Raw genomic sequence first — 13,530 nt, 5'->3', positions numbered from 1 at the left:
TCCTCGCTCATGCCAGGCCGAGCGACCGTCCCCGTGCCAGTGCGCCGACCGCAGCCCGGGAGTCCGGCGTGTGCGCCGGGGCGGGTGGTCCGTGACGGCATCGGGCCTCTGATCGTTGTCGGAGCGCATCCGTGACCGACCGAGGGGGCACATGCCCAAGGAACGCCTTGATCCCGCCTTGCTCAGGCTGTGCGGTGTGCTCGCCGTGGGTGCCTTCGCCCCGCTGCTCGACAGCACGATCGTCTCCGTCGCGGTCGACGTCCTCGCCGACGAGCTCGGTGCCGCGACGACGACCGTGCAATGGGTGAGCACCGCCTACCTGCTGGCGTTCGCGATGGTCATGCCGGTGAGCGGCTGGGCCGGTGACCGGTTCGGGACGCGGCGGGTCTGGCTGAGCGCTCTGGTCCTGTTCCTCGTCGGCTCGCTGCTGTGCGCCTGTGCCTGGAGCGTCGGGTCCCTGGTCGTGTTCAGAGGTGTGCAGGGGGCCGGTGGGGGGCTGATGATGCCGGTCCTGCAGACCATCGTCATCCGGGCCAGCGGCGGGCGACAGGTCGGGCGGCTCGTCGCGGTCGTCTCGCTGCCCGCTCTCCTCGGCCCGGTCCTGGGGCCGGTGTTCGGCGGGCTGCTGCTCGGGCATCTCGACTGGCGCTGGATCTTCTACGTCAACCTGCCCGTCTGCGCGCTCGCGCTGTTCCTCGCCTGGCGAGGTGTTCCCCCGGATCCCCGGCAGCGGGCCTCCCGCCTCGATGTCGTGGGGATGGTGCTGGTCTGCCCGGGAGTGACCGCACTCGTGTACGGGCTCGCGCAGTGCGGCGGCCAGGACGGCGCGGGAGGCGGGCGGGCACTCCTGCCGATGGCGGCGGGGGCCGTCCTGGTCGCCGCGTTCGTCGGACGGAGCCTCAGGAGCAGCGCGCCCCTCATCGACATGGGTCTGTTCCGGCTGCGCTCCTTCGCCGCGTCGGCGGTGCTGATGTTCGTCGGCGGTTCGACCATGTACGGCGGGATGTTCCTGCTGCCCCTGTACTGCCAGGTCGTACTCGACAAGGGCGTCGTCGCCACCGGGCTCCTGCTCGTGCCGCAGGGCCTCGGCGCGCTGGCGGCGCGGGTGGCCGGCGTCCTCACCGACAGGATCGGGCCGCGTCCGGTCGTGGTGGCCGGCCTGCTGCTGAGCGCGGCCGCGACGTGGCCCTTCGCCGCCTCGGTGGGCGAGGGCTCGGTGATCGCCGTCGCTCTGTTCTTCCGCGGTCTCGGTACGAGCGCCGTCAACCTCGCCGTCACGGTCGGCGCCTACCAGGGGCTGGAGAGCTCCCAGGTCGCGGACGCCAGCACCACGACGCGTATCCTCCAGCAGCTCGGCGGCTCCTTCGGCATCGCCGTCCTCGCCGTCCTGCTCCAGCGCGGCGGCCACGGCGCCACGGCCTTCGCCCAGGCCTTCGGCCTGACGGCCGCCCTCGCCCTCTGCGCCGTCGTCGCGGCAGCACTGCTGCCCGGCCGCCGGGCCGCGGCCTCGGCCTCGGCGCCTCTGGCGACAGCCGGGGGACGGCCCTGACGGGTTCCGGACGGGCCGCGCGGGACAGGACCGGTGGCGGGACCGGTGACAGGACCGGTGACAGGACCGGTGACAGGGGTCGGTGGCCGGTCTCCGGTCAGATGATCACCCATCGCGTGACCTATGCCCGCACGTCCCTGTTGACGGGGAATGAACACTGAGAGGATCCGTCACCTCACCTTCGACGGCTTCGGCTACCGGTGCCGGATCGTCGAGAACGTTGCTCCCGCCACCGAGGCCGTCGTCGTCCTCGGCGGCGCCTTCCAGGACATGTACGCCTACCAGCGGCTCGAAGCGCGCTGGGCGGCGTCCGCGACCGTCGTCAGCGTGGACCTGCCGGGATCGGGCGCGGCCGACGTGCTGCCCGCCTCGTACGACTTCGACTTCCTGACCGGCGCCCTGGTGGACCTCCTGGACCGGCTGGGCCTGGGACGGGTGAACCTCTTCGGGGCCTCCTACGCCATGCCGATCGCCTACGGCCTCGCCCAGAGGCATCCCGAACGCGTCGCCCGCCTGGCCCTGGTGGGCGCCGCTCCCGTCTACCCGCCGGACCAGCGCGCCGCGCTGCGGACGATGGCCGACGCCCTGGAGTCCGGTGACGCCGGCGCCTACGCCCGTATGAGCATCGCGGCCCTGTTGTCCCCCGCCGAGCGGGAGGTCCACAAGCGGGCAGTCGTCACCCGCGTCCTCGCCCGCACGATGGGCTCGGTCACACAGGCCGACATCCCCCGGCATCTCGCCTCGACCTACCGTGTCATCGACTGGCAGGGGCTACGGCCCGGGGGCGTCCGGGACGTTCCGGCGCTGGTCTTCACCGGTGAACACGACAGCCTCACCCACCCCGACCTCGGGCGCGAGGTCGCCGCGACCATCGCCGGAAGCGTCTTCACCCTGATCCGGGGCGCCGATCACCTCTGCCATCTCGAACGGCCTTCGGAGATGTCCCAGTTGCTGGATCGCTTCTTCACCGATCAGTCCCTCGACGACCTGCCGTACCTCACGCCCGTCGAACACCACGCGAGGCCGGCCGCCCTGATCCCGTAACGGCTCCCCGGCTCCCCGGCTCCCCGGCTCCCCGGCTCCCCGGCTCCCCGGCTCCCCGGCTCCCCGGCTCCCCGGCTCCCCGGCTCCCCGGCTCCCCGGTGCCCCCCGACTACCACTCCGCCACCGCACTCATCCCGCCCCTCTCCCGAAGGACACCGATGTCCGACCTCCGCCCCGAGACGGCCGTGACGCCCGAGTCCGCCGACCACGGCTTCGTCACCTACACGGACGCCCTCCTCCACACCCTGGCGCGCCGTCCCGACCTGCCCGTGATCATCTGCCCCGACCGTCGGCGGATCACCGCGGGCGAGCTGCGCGACAGCGTCCACCGGCTCGCCCGAGAGCTGATCGCGCGAGGCGTCCGGCCCGGGCAGACCGTCTCCCTGCTCACCGGCAACACCGCTGAGGCCCTCGTCGCGCGCTACGCGGCCAACCTGGCCGGGGCGCGCGTGACACCCCTGTACGACGGGCTGAACGCGGACGCCCTGGCGCACCTGGTGGACGTCGCCGACACCGAACTGCTGCTGGCCGACCCGACCCGGTACGCGGACCTGGACCGGCTGAAGCCGCTTCTCCACGTCCCGATGGTGGCGGCCCTGGGCCCGCATCCGCACGCCGACGACCTCTGCGCGGCGGCGGCCCGGCAGCCGTCGGCACCCGTCACCGTGCCCGTCGGCGCCGACGACGACTGGTGCATCCGCCACACCGGCGGCACCACGACCGGGATGCCGAAGAGCCTGCAGATGAAGCACGGCCCGTACCGCCGCACCCTGGACCACCTGTGCTCCCGCGCGGGCGACCCGCCCCGCTATCTCGCCTGTACGCCGCTCACGCACATCGCGGGGCTCTGGGCGGACGTGGCGCTCCTCCAGGGCGGTTCCGTCGTCCTCCAGCCCGCCTTCGATCCCGGCGAGGCCCTCGCGGCGATCGAACGCGAGCGGGTCACCCGGCTGTTCCTCCAGCCGCCCCTCCTGCACCAGCTCCTCGACCATCCCGCGCTGCCCGCCACCGACACCTCCAGCGTCCGGCAGGTCACCTACGGCGGCAGCCCCGCCTCGACGTCCAGGCTGCGGCAGACCGAAAGCGTCTTCGGCAAGGTGCTGCACAGCTGGTACGGGCAGAACGAGACGCTCGGGCTCACCGAGGTGGGCCCCGAAGAACACGACCGCGTCGGCCGGCACGGACAGATCACCGTCGGCCGCGCCATGCCCGGCGTCGAACTCCGCGTCGTCGACCGGCACGGCGGCGCCCTCCCGAACGGCAGCGAAGGCGAGATCCACGCCCGCGCCCACAGCGCCATGAACGGCTACTGGAAGCAGCCCGAACTGACCGCCCGCGTACTGAGTGACGGCTGGGTGCGCACCGGCGACATCGGCTACCTCGACGACGACGGCTACCTCTTCCTCGCCGACCGAGGCCAGGACACGATCACCGTCGACGGAACCCGCGTCTATCCCAGCGAGATCGAGGAAGTGCTGACGGCCCACCCCGCCGTCGCCCAGTGCGCCGTCTTCGGCGTGCGCGACGACACGTCCGAGCACGTCCACGCCGCCATCGTGCCCGCCGGCGGCCACAGCACGGACATCGACGAACTGCGCCGCTTCGTCGCCGCCCGCAAGAGCGGTCTCCACGTCCCCCACAGGTTCCACGTCCTGAAGTCCATCCCGCTCAGCGGCATCGGCAAGCCCGACAAGCACGCACTCCGCCGGGCACTCTCCTGAGCGGCAGCCCCGCGACGCAGGAGGGCGAGGCCGGCTCACGCGGAGGTCACGGCAGCCTTGAGAGATCTCGACGAATGAAGAAGGCCCTGGTCCCTGACCTGGGCCTTCGTTCACGAGCGGCTGCCCGGAGCGACGGCGGTTCGCCGGGACGGCCGCCGCCTCGCATGGTGGCGCGGACGATGATGTGGCCCCGCTGGACAACAACGAAGCCCCAGGTCTCTGACCTGGGGCTTCGTAGAAGCACGGATGACGGGAATCTTCGGCCTCCATGCGGCGGATGCCCTGGTGGGTGAGGGAGACCATCGCGGGGGTGTTGCCCGGTTCCCAGTCGACGGTGATCAGGTTCTCGCCGGTGAGGTAGGTGCAGGCGGCGGCCCGGTCCTCCTCCGGGATGCGCAGGTCGTTCCGCAGCTTCGGCCCGGGGACTCCGAGGAGGCGGTTGCCTTCGGTGGCTTCGTACGGCGAGCGTGATCAGGGTTTCTACGGGGTCACCTCCGGAGCATGCCCGGCATGGGGATCATCCGCGCGCCGATGAGCGGGTGTCGCGGGGGCGCCGGGGCCGCGCCGCCGTCGGTCTCCCAGGCGTCCTCGCTGCCGCGGGCGTCCCGGGTGTCCCGTACGCGTCGGCTGATCGCGGCCTCGTCGGACATCAGGGCGCCGGCGGCCAGGATGCTGCCGGGGAGGGCGGCGGTGGTCATGAGCCGTGCTGCCGAGGCGGGTTCGGTTTCGGGCGGGATCACCAGGAGGTCGCAGCGGCCGACGGCGTAGGAGAGCAGGATCATCTTGTCGGGATCCTGTTCGGTGAACCAGCCGACGTGCACGGTGCGCCCGGTGACGGCGACCTTGTGCGGGACGACGGGCCAGTGGGTGGGGTTCACCGCGACGCGCGTGATGCGTCCGAAGTGCTCTTCCAACGCGTCGACCAGAGGCGGGAGTTCGACGGCCAGGTCATGCGAGCGAGGCCGCCAGGCGCCGTCCAGGAGGCCGACGAGTGTGGTCTTCGGTGTCAGTGACAGGCGCGCCGAAAGCAGGGGTGCGAGGGTGGCGGTCATGATCGCGGACCCGTCTCCGGGCCGCCCTGCAGGGCGGCCCAGTGTCTTGATCGCCGGAAACGACGTCCGCGTGGGAGCGGGTGTTCGAGTTACTCCCGGTACTTTCAGCGTACTCCGCCCAGCGGCCGGACGAGCCGCCCTGACTGATCCCGAGCGTCATCCGCGCCACTCGATCATGACCAGTGTGGCGTCGTCCGAAGTGGCCTCGCCGCGTGCCCGTTTGAGGGTGTGGGAGAGGTCCCGTGCCACCGCCCGGACCTGCCGGTCCGCCTTCTCCAGCCGGTTCACCCCGTCGATCATGGCGAGGTGGAAGGTGTCCCCGTTCAGGGCGTAGTCGAAGCTGTCGCCCGCCACGTCGTAGGCGGGTTCGAGGACGCCGGCGACGGTGACGGGCGGCGTCACCATCGACAGGGGCGGCGGCAGCGACCACTGGATCTCGGCGGCGACGCTCATCGAGGGCAGCAGGACCCGTACGCCGTCGGACAGTACGAGTTCGACCGGGCGTGAGGTGAGGAAGCACCGGCCGGCCTCGGAGTCGTCGATGGCCTGCGGTTCGCCGGCCGCCAGCCCTTCGCCCGGCAGGGGGACCAGCCGCTGCTGTCCGTGGTCCTGGAGCAGGATCTGCGGTTCCCGTCCCCCCAGCCGCGCCACCGTGTCGGCGAGCACCGGCCCGACCTGATGCGGTGGCAGCTCGTGGGACCGGTCCAGGAGGCCACCCAGCAGCTCCTCCCCGAGGCTCTCCGAGCGATCGGGATCCCCGGGCGATCCGACTGTCGTCCCGCTCCCTTCCGCAGGGCGGCGGACGGGCCGTGCAGCGCATCTGCCACGGCCCGGCGGGCACGGGAGCCGGGCCCGCCACCGGCGATCTCGGCACCAGGATGCGCCTCGACGGCCGGGCCCGCCGCACAGGACGCGGTCGCCGGTGCAGCGCTCTACGAGGCACGCTGGGGACCGGCGGGAGACGATGGCCGACTGGACGTCACCGCAGGACAACGTCACCCAGGCAGCCGAAGTGCTTCCCGAACAGGTGGCCGATGGCGGACATCTGCCAGTGGCGGACCCATGTCGTCGTGGACGCGCGGGGCAACAGGATCGGTGAGCTGTTCAAGAGAGGACGGCGGGAACCCGTATCGGAGCAGGGCTCCGCGCAATCTACGGGCTCACTCGACTCACTCCGAGGCCGGCGGCGGGGATGATTCGGCGGCGCGGCGGTACTCGGCGTTGATGCGCTGGGCTTCTTCGAGCTGGTCTTCGAGGATGATGATCCGGCAGGCGGCCTCGATGGGGGTGCCCTGGTCGACCAGCTCCCGGGCGCGGGCGGCGATGCGCAGCTGGTAGCGGGAGTAGCGGCGGTGGCCGCCGCCGGAACGCAGCGGAGTGATGAGGCGCGCTTCGCCGAGGGCGCGCAGGAATCCCTGGGTGGTGCCGACCATCTCGGCGGCCCGGCCCATCGTGTAGGCGGGGTAGTCGTCGTCGTCGAGACGGCCGAAGGAGTCGTCTGCTGTCACTTGCACCTCTCTGGTGAACGCGTGGAGGGGCCCTGGTGCCGTACTGGCACCAGGGCCCCGAAGGAACTACTACACCATCTGCCGGTCCTGATACTGCACCGGCCTTCTGTTTCCGCCGACCCGACCGAGACACTGTCGGGCTCGCGGGGATCGCGATTGCTTGACCGGAGACCACCTCACTATCGATGTCCTGCGGTACCCGGGGTCAAGAGTTCCGCCCGGGCGATCCTGATGGCGCTCGGTCCCTCCGTTCTTCCCTCGGTGATCAACTGCTTCCCAATGGGGACTGCGTATTGCTGGTACTGCGTATTGCTGGTACTGCGTACTGCTGGTACTGCGCTTACGGGCACCGCGACGGTCATGACCGTGGTCCCGTGCACGGCGGCCCCTGATCACTGCGGGCCACCCGGTGCGGTCGTCAGTCCCGTCGCCGTCCTGCTGACAATCCTGGCTTCGGAACTCCACCACCGCACCGCCCTGCCAACTGCACTTGCGGGTACTGCTGCCCGGCAGTTCATCTCTGCCCGGCCTTCTTGTCTCTCTGGGCTACGAGAGAAACCATAACCACGTCACCAATCAATGTCTACTCTGGCCGAGATAGATTTTTGCGTGTCGAGAGGAGAAGTAGTCCTTTGTCGCAGCGCGGCCGGGAAGCCCGTCGTACGCGGGAGGGCCCGACCGGCACGTGTGCGGGTCGGGCCCTCCTCAGGCTGTCCGGTGGCGGCTCGCGCCGGTCCCGTCGGTCAGACGGCGACCGGGGTGCCGAGCATCGCGGATGCCTGCTGCACCGGGGTGAGGTCGGGTGCGTCGGCGTCGGCAAGCCCTCGGCAGGTGAAACCGAGCCTGGCCATGGCCCTCAGGACTTCGCCGGAGCTGAAGTCACGGCGGTCCTGGCGGGTGATGACCTGGCCGACCTGCTTGGCGGGATAGGCGCGGCGACCGATGATCACGGATTCACCGGTGACCGGCTCGGGCTTGATGCCCTTCATGGATTCCAGGACGCCGCTCTTGGTCAGATCGAACGGGTACCGGGCGATGACGCAACGCATGGTGCCTCACAGGGAGAGGGGGGGAAGGGGCCGGTCGCGGTGAGTCGGTTCAGGCGGGGTGAGGGCGTCCGGCCGGGGCGATCCGGGTGGGGGGCGAGGTGAACGGCCGGTGGTCGCCGGGGATGTCGCGCAGCCGGATGCGGTCCGTGTACGTGCTGCTGTCACGGACGACGGCGAGCTGGGCCCGGGTGACCAGCCGGGTACACAGACCGTCGTCGTCGCAGATGAGCAGATGCTCCGAGCGGGCACTGATCACGACGGACAGGGCCACTTCCACGGTCATGTCGTCACCGACCCGCGGTGCGGCCGTTTCCGTGAGGTCGGCCACCTTCCTGTCCACGGGGTTGGCGTTCGCTGAGCGGGGCTGCGTCTGAACCAGCGTCAAAGTCTGGGACGGCGTCACAATGCCTCCTGCGGCGATGGGTCGGATTCCTCTTCACACGACGTGCGGACCGCCAGGCGGACGGCGGACCGCCGCGGGCTCACGCGCCGGCCCGCTGCGAGCTCGCGCGGCGGGCCGCCGAGGCGGCGCTGCGCCGACCGCGGGACACCGGGCCGCGCTTACGCGGCTCGGCCGTCGGCGCGGTGATGGTGACCGGGACGCCGGAGGGGGTCCGGGCGCCGGTGATCCGGTGGAGCGCTTCCTCGCCGGAGCGGACCTGGGTGGTCCGGGGCACGATGCCGGCGGTGGCCATGAGGCGGGTCAGGCCGCGCCTCTGGTTGGCGGTGACCAGGGTGACGACGCTGCCGGACTCGCCCGCGCGGGCGGTGCGGCCGCCGCGGTGGAGGTAGTCCTTGTGGTCGGTCGGCGGATCCACGTTGACGACGAGGTCGAGGTTGTCGACGTGGATGCCACGGGCGGCGACGTTCGTGGCCACCAGGACGGTGACGTGGCCCGTCTTGAACTGGGCGAGGGTGCGGGTGCGCTGGGGCTGGGACTTGCCGCCGTGGAGCCCCGCGGCGCGGACTCCGCTGTCGAGGAGGTCCTGGGTGAGCCGGTCCACGGCGTGCTTGGTGTCCAGGAACATGATCACCCGTCCCTCGCGCGCCGCGATCTCCGTCGTCACCCGGTGCTTGTCGGCGCCGTGCACGTGCAGGAGGTGGTGTTCCATCGTGGTGACCGCACCCTGGGAGGGGTCGACGGAGTGGACGACGGGGTCGGTGAGGTAGCGGCGGACCAGGAGGTCGACGTTGCGGTCCAGGGTGGCGGAGAACAGCATCCGCTGGCCCTCGGGGCGTACCTGGTCCAGGAGAGCGGTGACCTGGGGCATGAAGCCCAGGTCGGCCATCTGGTCGGCCTCGTCCAGGACGGTGATCGCGACCTGGTCCAGCCCGCAGTCGCCTCGGTCGATGAGGTCCTTGAGGCGCCCGGGGGTGGCGACGACGACCTCGGCACCGCCGCGCAGGGCGCCGGCCTGGCGCCCGATGGGCATGCCGCCGACCACGGTCGCCAGGCGCAGCCTGACGGCGCGGGCGTACGGCGTGAGGGCGTCGGTCACCTGCTGGGCCAGCTCGCGGGTGGGGACGAGGACGAGGGCGATCGGCCGACGGGGCTCGGCGCGCTGCCCGGCGGTGCGGGCCAGGAGGGCCAGGCCGAAGGCGAGGGTCTTGCCGGAGCCGGTCCGGCCGCGGCCCAGCACGTCACGGCCCACGAGGGAGTTCGGCAGGGTCGCGCCCTGGATCGGGAACGGCACGGACACGCCCTGCGCGGTGAGCGCGGCCAGGAGCTCCCTGGGCATGTCGAGCGCGCCGAACGCCTCGACGGCGGGCAGCGGGGGCGTGATCGTCTTGGGGAGGGCGAACTCTCCCTGCACCGCGGCGGGCCGACGGCCGCGGCCGCCCGAGCGGCTCGGGTCTCCCGCACGGCTGGGGGCGGCCGAACCGAAGCGACCGGACCGGACGGGAGCGGCGGTGGAGCCGAAGGCGGAGCCGCCGGTGCGGCGGCTGCGGGAGGAGCGGCTGTTCGTGCGTGTGGGGTTCATTCAGAACCTTCCTTGATGCGGCACGTCATCAAGGAATTCCCGCAGCGGTGGAGCGGTGCGGGGAACCGAAAGAACGGGCCGAAGATAATGCGAAAGCGAATATTGCTCGCATGGATTCTGTGTCGGTGCAGGCGCTGAAACCGAAAGAGAGTGACGTCAGGTGGACGTCGATATCCAGGGATCCAGGGCGGCGGAGGGACACAGGTTCGAAGTGGGCGGGCGTCCTCGGAGGGCCCATGGGCGGCGGACGTCGATGGCCGTCCCGTAGGGGGAAACGCTGCCTGAAAATGCCTGCAGCTGGGGCCCGCACCCCGAGGGATGCGGGCCCCAGCTACGAACTACGCGTCAGCTTCAGGCGGGAACGATGTTCTCGGCCGTCGGGCCCTTCTGGCCCTGCGCGATGTCGAAGGTGACCTTCTGGCCTTCCTGCAGCTCGCGGAAGCCCTGGGCGGCGATGTTCGAGTAGTGGGCGAACACGTCGGGGCCGCCACCGTCCTGCTCGATGAAGCCGAAGCCCTTTTCCGCGTTGAACCACTTCACGGTGCCAGCAGCCATGTCATATCTCCTTTGGGCAGTACATCGGCATCCGCACTTTACGGATGCCGTGTCGCCGCGATGATGCCCTGCCCGGAAAATGACCGGAAATAAAAAGTGCTCCTGCGCGGCGGAGGGCCGCCTGGAGACACTTGAAGTCTTTGGGTACCAAAACTGCAACTGATATCGACAGTAGCAGGTCGCAGCGGCTTCTGCGTATAGATCAATCGCCCTCTGTGTGTTGCGGTAGAAACTCTCCCCGCGAGGCCCGGTAAATTCTCGGCCCGCGATCATAGATAGTGACTCACCCTGAGTGCAGCATTTCGGAAGCGCGGGCCCTCTCCGGGAGCGGTCCGGTTCCCCGTCCCGTACCAGACGCCCCACGCGACGATGAAGCCGTCCCGGACAACGAAGAAGGCCCAGGTCTCTGACCTGGGCCTGCTCGCAAGAGCGGATGACGGGAATCGAACCCGCGCTGAAAAAGCTTGGGAAGCATCGTCGCCTTGGCCGCTCCCACTCGGGGCTCGGTCGCGGCGATTCCGGAGGACAGCGGTCGCATCATGGGCGTCCGCCTGCCTCGTTCGGGTGGAATCTTTCCCCCTTGTCGGGGATCAGTGCTGGTCACATGGGGTGAAAGGGGCGCGTGACTCGTTCCCCGTCCCCGGGCGGGAGGCGTTGATGGGGACGTGAGTACTTCAAGCGCCGCACCGATACTGTCCGCCGCTCTCGCCACCCCCGCTCCCCCCGTCGTGCACGACTCGGGCGCGGACACCGCGCCCGGCGTCATAGTCGTCGACTCCTGCACCGCCCTCGGCACCACCCTGGTCGTCCGCCTCGCCGGAGAGATCGACCACTTCAGCGCCGCCCCGCTGCGGGCACTGCTGGCCTCGGCGGCCGACGACGGCTGCACCGGGCTCGTCCTGGACACCTCCCGGGTCACCTTCTGCGACTCCGGCTTCCTGGCCGTCCTCGACTGGTGGCCCCAGCGGGGGCGCCGTCTCAGACTCGCGAACCCCTCCCGGGCCGTTCAGCACCTTCTGAACGCCGTTGCACCAGCACGACGGCAGCGGACCCATGCGGGCTCCCTGACGGCGGCAGGCCGGTCATGACGTTCCTGCTCCTGACCTGCGTCCCGATGCTCGCGGCGGTTCTCCTCGCACACGGGGAACCGAGCGAACCAGGGCACCGCCGTCCCGCCCAGCCTCCGCGACCCGCACCTCGCAGGACTCTGATCCACTGCCGCCTGGCGCCCCCGCTCCTCTGCGCCATGCCATAGACGACGGAAGGGGTCGGGGCCCGCGACAGCGCGCGGGCCCCGACGGCGTATCTCCGGGCCGGCGCTGACAGGCGTCGCGAGGACGACGGGCGCCGACGTACCGGCCGGTGCCACGTCCGAGACGCCGGGTGCGCGGGCCTGGCGGCGGTCGTCACAACGGCCCCGGCGCATTCACTCCGTCGGGGCCGCCCTTCCGGATCGTCACACGTGAGCGTGTTCGATCCGTGTTCAATCGTACGACTTCTCGGCCTGGCGGGCCGGGCGAGAGCGGGACGTCGGGGTGGTCCGGCTCAGCCGCGCTCTTGTTCTTCGGCCTCCATGCGGAGGATTCCCTGGTGGGTGAGGGAGACCATCGCGGGTGTGTTGCCCGGTTCCCAGTCGACGCTGATCAGGCCCTCGCCGGTGAGGTAGGTGCAGGCGGCGGCCAGGTCTTCCTCCGGGATGCGCAGGTCGTTGCGCAGCTTCCGTCCCGTGATGCCGAGGAGGCGGTTGCCTTCGGTGGCTTCGTAGAGGGCGGTCAGGACCCGGTCGCGGTACCCCTGTCGCTGGTGGAGTGTGGCCATGACCGAGTCCTTTCGTCGTGTGAAGGTCCGATTCCGCTCAGACTTCGTCGACGTGGGTGGCGGTGAGAGGGGACGATCTGCTGGTGGTGAGCCAGGAGCGGGCGGGCTCTGCGGCGGTTTCGGTGTCGACGGTGAGGTGGAGCCGGGTGCCGCCGTCGAGGACGGGGTAGCTGCGCTGTTCCGTCCCGGCGAACGAGCGGCGGATCACCTCGGCGACCGCGCGGGCGGCTTCGGGGGTGGCGGCGACGATGCGGATCTCGGCCTGTCCGGCCGAGGGCAGGGCCGCGGTGTCGGTGCGGTACAAGGGGCGGGTCCCTTCACGGGTGAGCGAGAGGCCGGCGGGTGGGTTGTCCCGGATGTCGGGTGCCCCACCCGCGGCCTTCGGTCGGAGGAGTGGTCTCTGGAGCGGTCAGGGCCAGGTGCCCATGGCCCTGCGGCGGGCTGCTTGCTCTGTCGGCGTGCGGGGGCTGTGACCCGGCGGTCGGAAGATGGCCGGGAAGGGGTCGCTGTAGTGGCGGGCGGCGATGCGCGCGGCGTGCTGGGCGTTGAGCCGGTGGACAAGGCGCGCGCCGAGCGTGATCAGCACGGCGACTGCCGCGAGTGCGATCAGGGTCTCCATGTCGTCACCACCGCGTGTTCTTCGGCAGCGGAATCATCCGCGCGCCGACGACCGAGTGCCGGAGGGGTGGCAGGGCAGTTCCTCCGTCCGTCTCCCAGGCGTCCTCGCTGCTGCGGGCGTCGCGCATGCGGCGGCCGGTCGCGGCTTCGTCTGACATCAGGACACCGGCGGTGAGGACGCTGCCGGGGACGGCGGCGGCCGCCATGAGCCGGGTGGCCGCGGCGGGTTCGGTCTCGGGCGGTATCACCAGCAGGTCGACGCGGCCGACGGTGTAGGAGAGCAGGATCATCTTGTCGGGATCCTGTTCGGTGAACCAGCCGGCGTGCACGGTGTGCCCGGTGACGGCGACCTTGTGCGGGACGACGGGCCAGTGGGTGGGGTTCACCGTGACCCGTGTGATGCGTCCGAAGCGCTCTTCCAGCGCGTCGACCAGGGGCGGAAGCTCAGCGGCGAGGTCACGCGAGCGAGGCCACCAGGCGCCGTCCAGGAGGCCGGCGAGTGTGGTCTTCGGCGTCAGCGAAAGGCGCGACGAAAGCAGGGGTGCGAGGGTGGCGGTCATGATCGCGGACCCGTCTCCGGGCCGCCCTGCAGGGCGGCCCAGTGTCTTGATCGCCGGAAACGACGTCCGCGTGG

At 71.0% G+C, this 13,530-nt stretch carries 15 protein-coding genes and 1 pseudogene; 4 read left to right on the top strand and 12 right to left on the bottom strand.

The annotated features are described in order from the left end of the window. The first annotated feature begins 151 nt into the window (after window positions 1-151). The 3 genes from ACFC0Z_RS19700 (at window position 152) to ACFC0Z_RS19690 (ending at window position 4,314) form a co-directional block, all read left to right on the top strand. Window positions 152-1,549 carry a DHA2 family efflux MFS transporter permease subunit gene (locus ACFC0Z_RS19700; protein ID WP_376439370.1) on the top strand — a complete coding sequence of 466 codons (1,398 nt, stop codon included), beginning with the start codon at window positions 152-154 and terminating at the stop codon, window positions 1,547-1,549. A 150-nt stretch (window positions 1,550-1,699) separates the two neighbouring features. After that, complete coding sequence (locus tag ACFC0Z_RS19695) at window positions 1,700-2,593, top strand: alpha/beta fold hydrolase (RefSeq protein ID WP_376439368.1); 894 nt, start codon at window positions 1,700-1,702, stop codon at window positions 2,591-2,593. A gap of 158 nt (window positions 2,594-2,751) precedes the next feature. Then, entirely contained in the window at window positions 2,752-4,314 is a 1,563-nt protein-coding gene (locus tag ACFC0Z_RS19690; RefSeq protein ID WP_376439366.1) for an AMP-binding protein, read from the top strand. Window positions 4,315-4,569: 255 nt separating this feature from the next. On the opposite strand, the pseudogene ACFC0Z_RS19685 reads toward ACFC0Z_RS19690, so the two are convergent. The 8 genes and pseudogenes from ACFC0Z_RS19685 to ACFC0Z_RS19650 all read right to left on the bottom strand — a co-directional run. Continuing rightward, window positions 4,570-4,773, bottom strand: a pseudogene (locus ACFC0Z_RS19685) (hypothetical protein); the annotation flags it as partial. A gap of 29 nt (window positions 4,774-4,802) precedes the next feature. Then, window positions 4,803-5,366 carry a DUF5994 family protein gene (locus tag ACFC0Z_RS19680; protein ID WP_376439363.1) on the bottom strand — a complete coding sequence of 188 codons (564 nt, stop codon included), beginning with the start codon at window positions 5,364-5,366 and terminating at the stop codon, window positions 4,803-4,805. Between the two features lie 156 nt (window positions 5,367-5,522). Next, on the bottom strand, window positions 5,523-6,032 hold the full coding sequence (locus ACFC0Z_RS19675) for a hypothetical protein (RefSeq protein ID WP_376439361.1): 510 nt from the start codon (window positions 6,030-6,032) through the stop codon (window positions 5,523-5,525). Between the two features lie 503 nt (window positions 6,033-6,535). Beyond that, on the bottom strand, window positions 6,536-6,874 hold the full coding sequence (locus ACFC0Z_RS19670; protein ID WP_073908295.1) for a MerR family transcriptional regulator: 339 nt from the start codon (window positions 6,872-6,874) through the stop codon (window positions 6,536-6,538). Between the two features lie 743 nt (window positions 6,875-7,617). Continuing rightward, window positions 7,618-7,923, bottom strand: coding sequence for an SCO5918 family protein (locus tag ACFC0Z_RS19665; RefSeq protein WP_376439358.1), 306 nt, complete (start codon window positions 7,921-7,923; stop codon window positions 7,618-7,620). A 49-nt stretch (window positions 7,924-7,972) separates the two neighbouring features. Continuing rightward, window positions 7,973-8,206 carry a hypothetical protein gene (locus ACFC0Z_RS19660; RefSeq protein ID WP_376439357.1) on the bottom strand — a complete coding sequence of 78 codons (234 nt, stop codon included), beginning with the start codon at window positions 8,204-8,206 and terminating at the stop codon, window positions 7,973-7,975. Window positions 8,207-8,405: 199 nt separating this feature from the next. Further along, complete coding sequence (locus tag ACFC0Z_RS19655) at window positions 8,406-9,905, bottom strand: DEAD/DEAH box helicase (RefSeq protein WP_376439354.1); 1,500 nt, start codon at window positions 9,903-9,905, stop codon at window positions 8,406-8,408. 351 nt (window positions 9,906-10,256) lie between these two features. Beyond that, a complete protein-coding gene (locus tag ACFC0Z_RS19650; protein WP_020133169.1) occupies window positions 10,257-10,460 on the bottom strand; it encodes a cold-shock protein in 204 nt (67 codons plus the stop codon). A 665-nt stretch (window positions 10,461-11,125) separates the two neighbouring features. Between ACFC0Z_RS19650 and ACFC0Z_RS19645 the strand changes: the two genes are divergently transcribed. Beyond that, entirely contained in the window at window positions 11,126-11,548 is a 423-nt protein-coding gene (locus ACFC0Z_RS19645; RefSeq protein WP_376439352.1) for an STAS domain-containing protein, read from the top strand. Window positions 11,549-12,005: 457 nt separating this feature from the next. Here the strand turns inward: ACFC0Z_RS19645 and ACFC0Z_RS19640 are convergent, their stop codons facing one another. The 4 genes from ACFC0Z_RS19640 to ACFC0Z_RS19625 form a co-directional block, all read right to left on the bottom strand. Next, window positions 12,006-12,278 carry a hypothetical protein gene (locus tag ACFC0Z_RS19640; RefSeq protein ID WP_376439349.1) on the bottom strand — a complete coding sequence of 91 codons (273 nt, stop codon included), beginning with the start codon at window positions 12,276-12,278 and terminating at the stop codon, window positions 12,006-12,008. Between the two features lie 37 nt (window positions 12,279-12,315). After that, window positions 12,316-12,582: a hypothetical protein gene (locus ACFC0Z_RS19635; protein ID WP_376439346.1), complete on the bottom strand. Its 267-nt coding sequence runs from the start codon at window positions 12,580-12,582 to the stop codon at window positions 12,316-12,318. Window positions 12,583-12,687: 105 nt separating this feature from the next. Next, window positions 12,688-12,897: a hypothetical protein gene (locus tag ACFC0Z_RS19630; RefSeq protein ID WP_376439343.1), complete on the bottom strand. Its 210-nt coding sequence runs from the start codon at window positions 12,895-12,897 to the stop codon at window positions 12,688-12,690. A gap of 4 nt (window positions 12,898-12,901) precedes the next feature. Continuing rightward, complete coding sequence (locus ACFC0Z_RS19625; RefSeq protein WP_376439341.1) at window positions 12,902-13,456, bottom strand: DUF5994 family protein; 555 nt, start codon at window positions 13,454-13,456, stop codon at window positions 12,902-12,904. Window positions 13,457-13,530 lie beyond the last annotated feature (74 nt).

The organism is Streptomyces sp. NPDC056144, from assembly GCF_042264145.1.
Classification (GTDB): Bacteria; Actinomycetota; Actinomycetes; order Streptomycetales; family Streptomycetaceae; genus Streptomyces.
Note: the sequence above shows the minus strand (reverse complement) of the source record. Positions and strands in the feature narration are given on the sequence as shown.

Bases quoted from the DNA above. Each gene is read 5' to 3' on its own strand.
- ACFC0Z_RS19700 (WP_376439370.1), top strand. From the start codon at position 152: ATGCCCAAGGAACGCCTTGATCCCGCCTTGCTCAGGCTGTGCGGTGTG.
- ACFC0Z_RS19695 (WP_376439368.1), top strand. From the start codon at position 1,700: ATGAACACTGAGAGGATCCGTCACCTCACCTTCGACGGCTTCGGCTAC.
- ACFC0Z_RS19690 (WP_376439366.1), top strand. From the start codon at position 2,752: ATGTCCGACCTCCGCCCCGAGACGGCCGTGACGCCCGAGTCCGCCGAC.
- ACFC0Z_RS19680 (WP_376439363.1), bottom strand. From the start codon at position 5,366: ATGACCGCCACCCTCGCACCCCTGCTTTCGGCGCGCCTGTCACTGACA.
- ACFC0Z_RS19665 (WP_376439358.1), bottom strand. From the start codon at position 7,923: ATGCGTTGCGTCATCGCCCGGTACCCGTTCGATCTGACCAAGAGCGGC.
- ACFC0Z_RS19660 (WP_376439357.1), bottom strand. From the start codon at position 8,206: ATGACCGTGGAAGTGGCCCTGTCCGTCGTGATCAGTGCCCGCTCGGAG.
- ACFC0Z_RS19655 (WP_376439354.1), bottom strand. From the start codon at position 9,905: ATGAACCCCACACGCACGAACAGCCGCTCCTCCCGCAGCCGCCGCACC.
- ACFC0Z_RS19650 (WP_020133169.1), bottom strand. From the start codon at position 10,460: ATGGCTGCTGGCACCGTGAAGTGGTTCAACGCGGAAAAGGGCTTCGGC.
- ACFC0Z_RS19640 (WP_376439349.1), bottom strand. From the start codon at position 12,278: ATGGCCACACTCCACCAGCGACAGGGGTACCGCGACCGGGTCCTGACC.
- ACFC0Z_RS19630 (WP_376439343.1), bottom strand. From the start codon at position 12,897: ATGGAGACCCTGATCGCACTCGCGGCAGTCGCCGTGCTGATCACGCTC.
- ACFC0Z_RS19625 (WP_376439341.1), bottom strand. From the start codon at position 13,456: ATGACCGCCACCCTCGCACCCCTGCTTTCGTCGCGCCTTTCGCTGACG.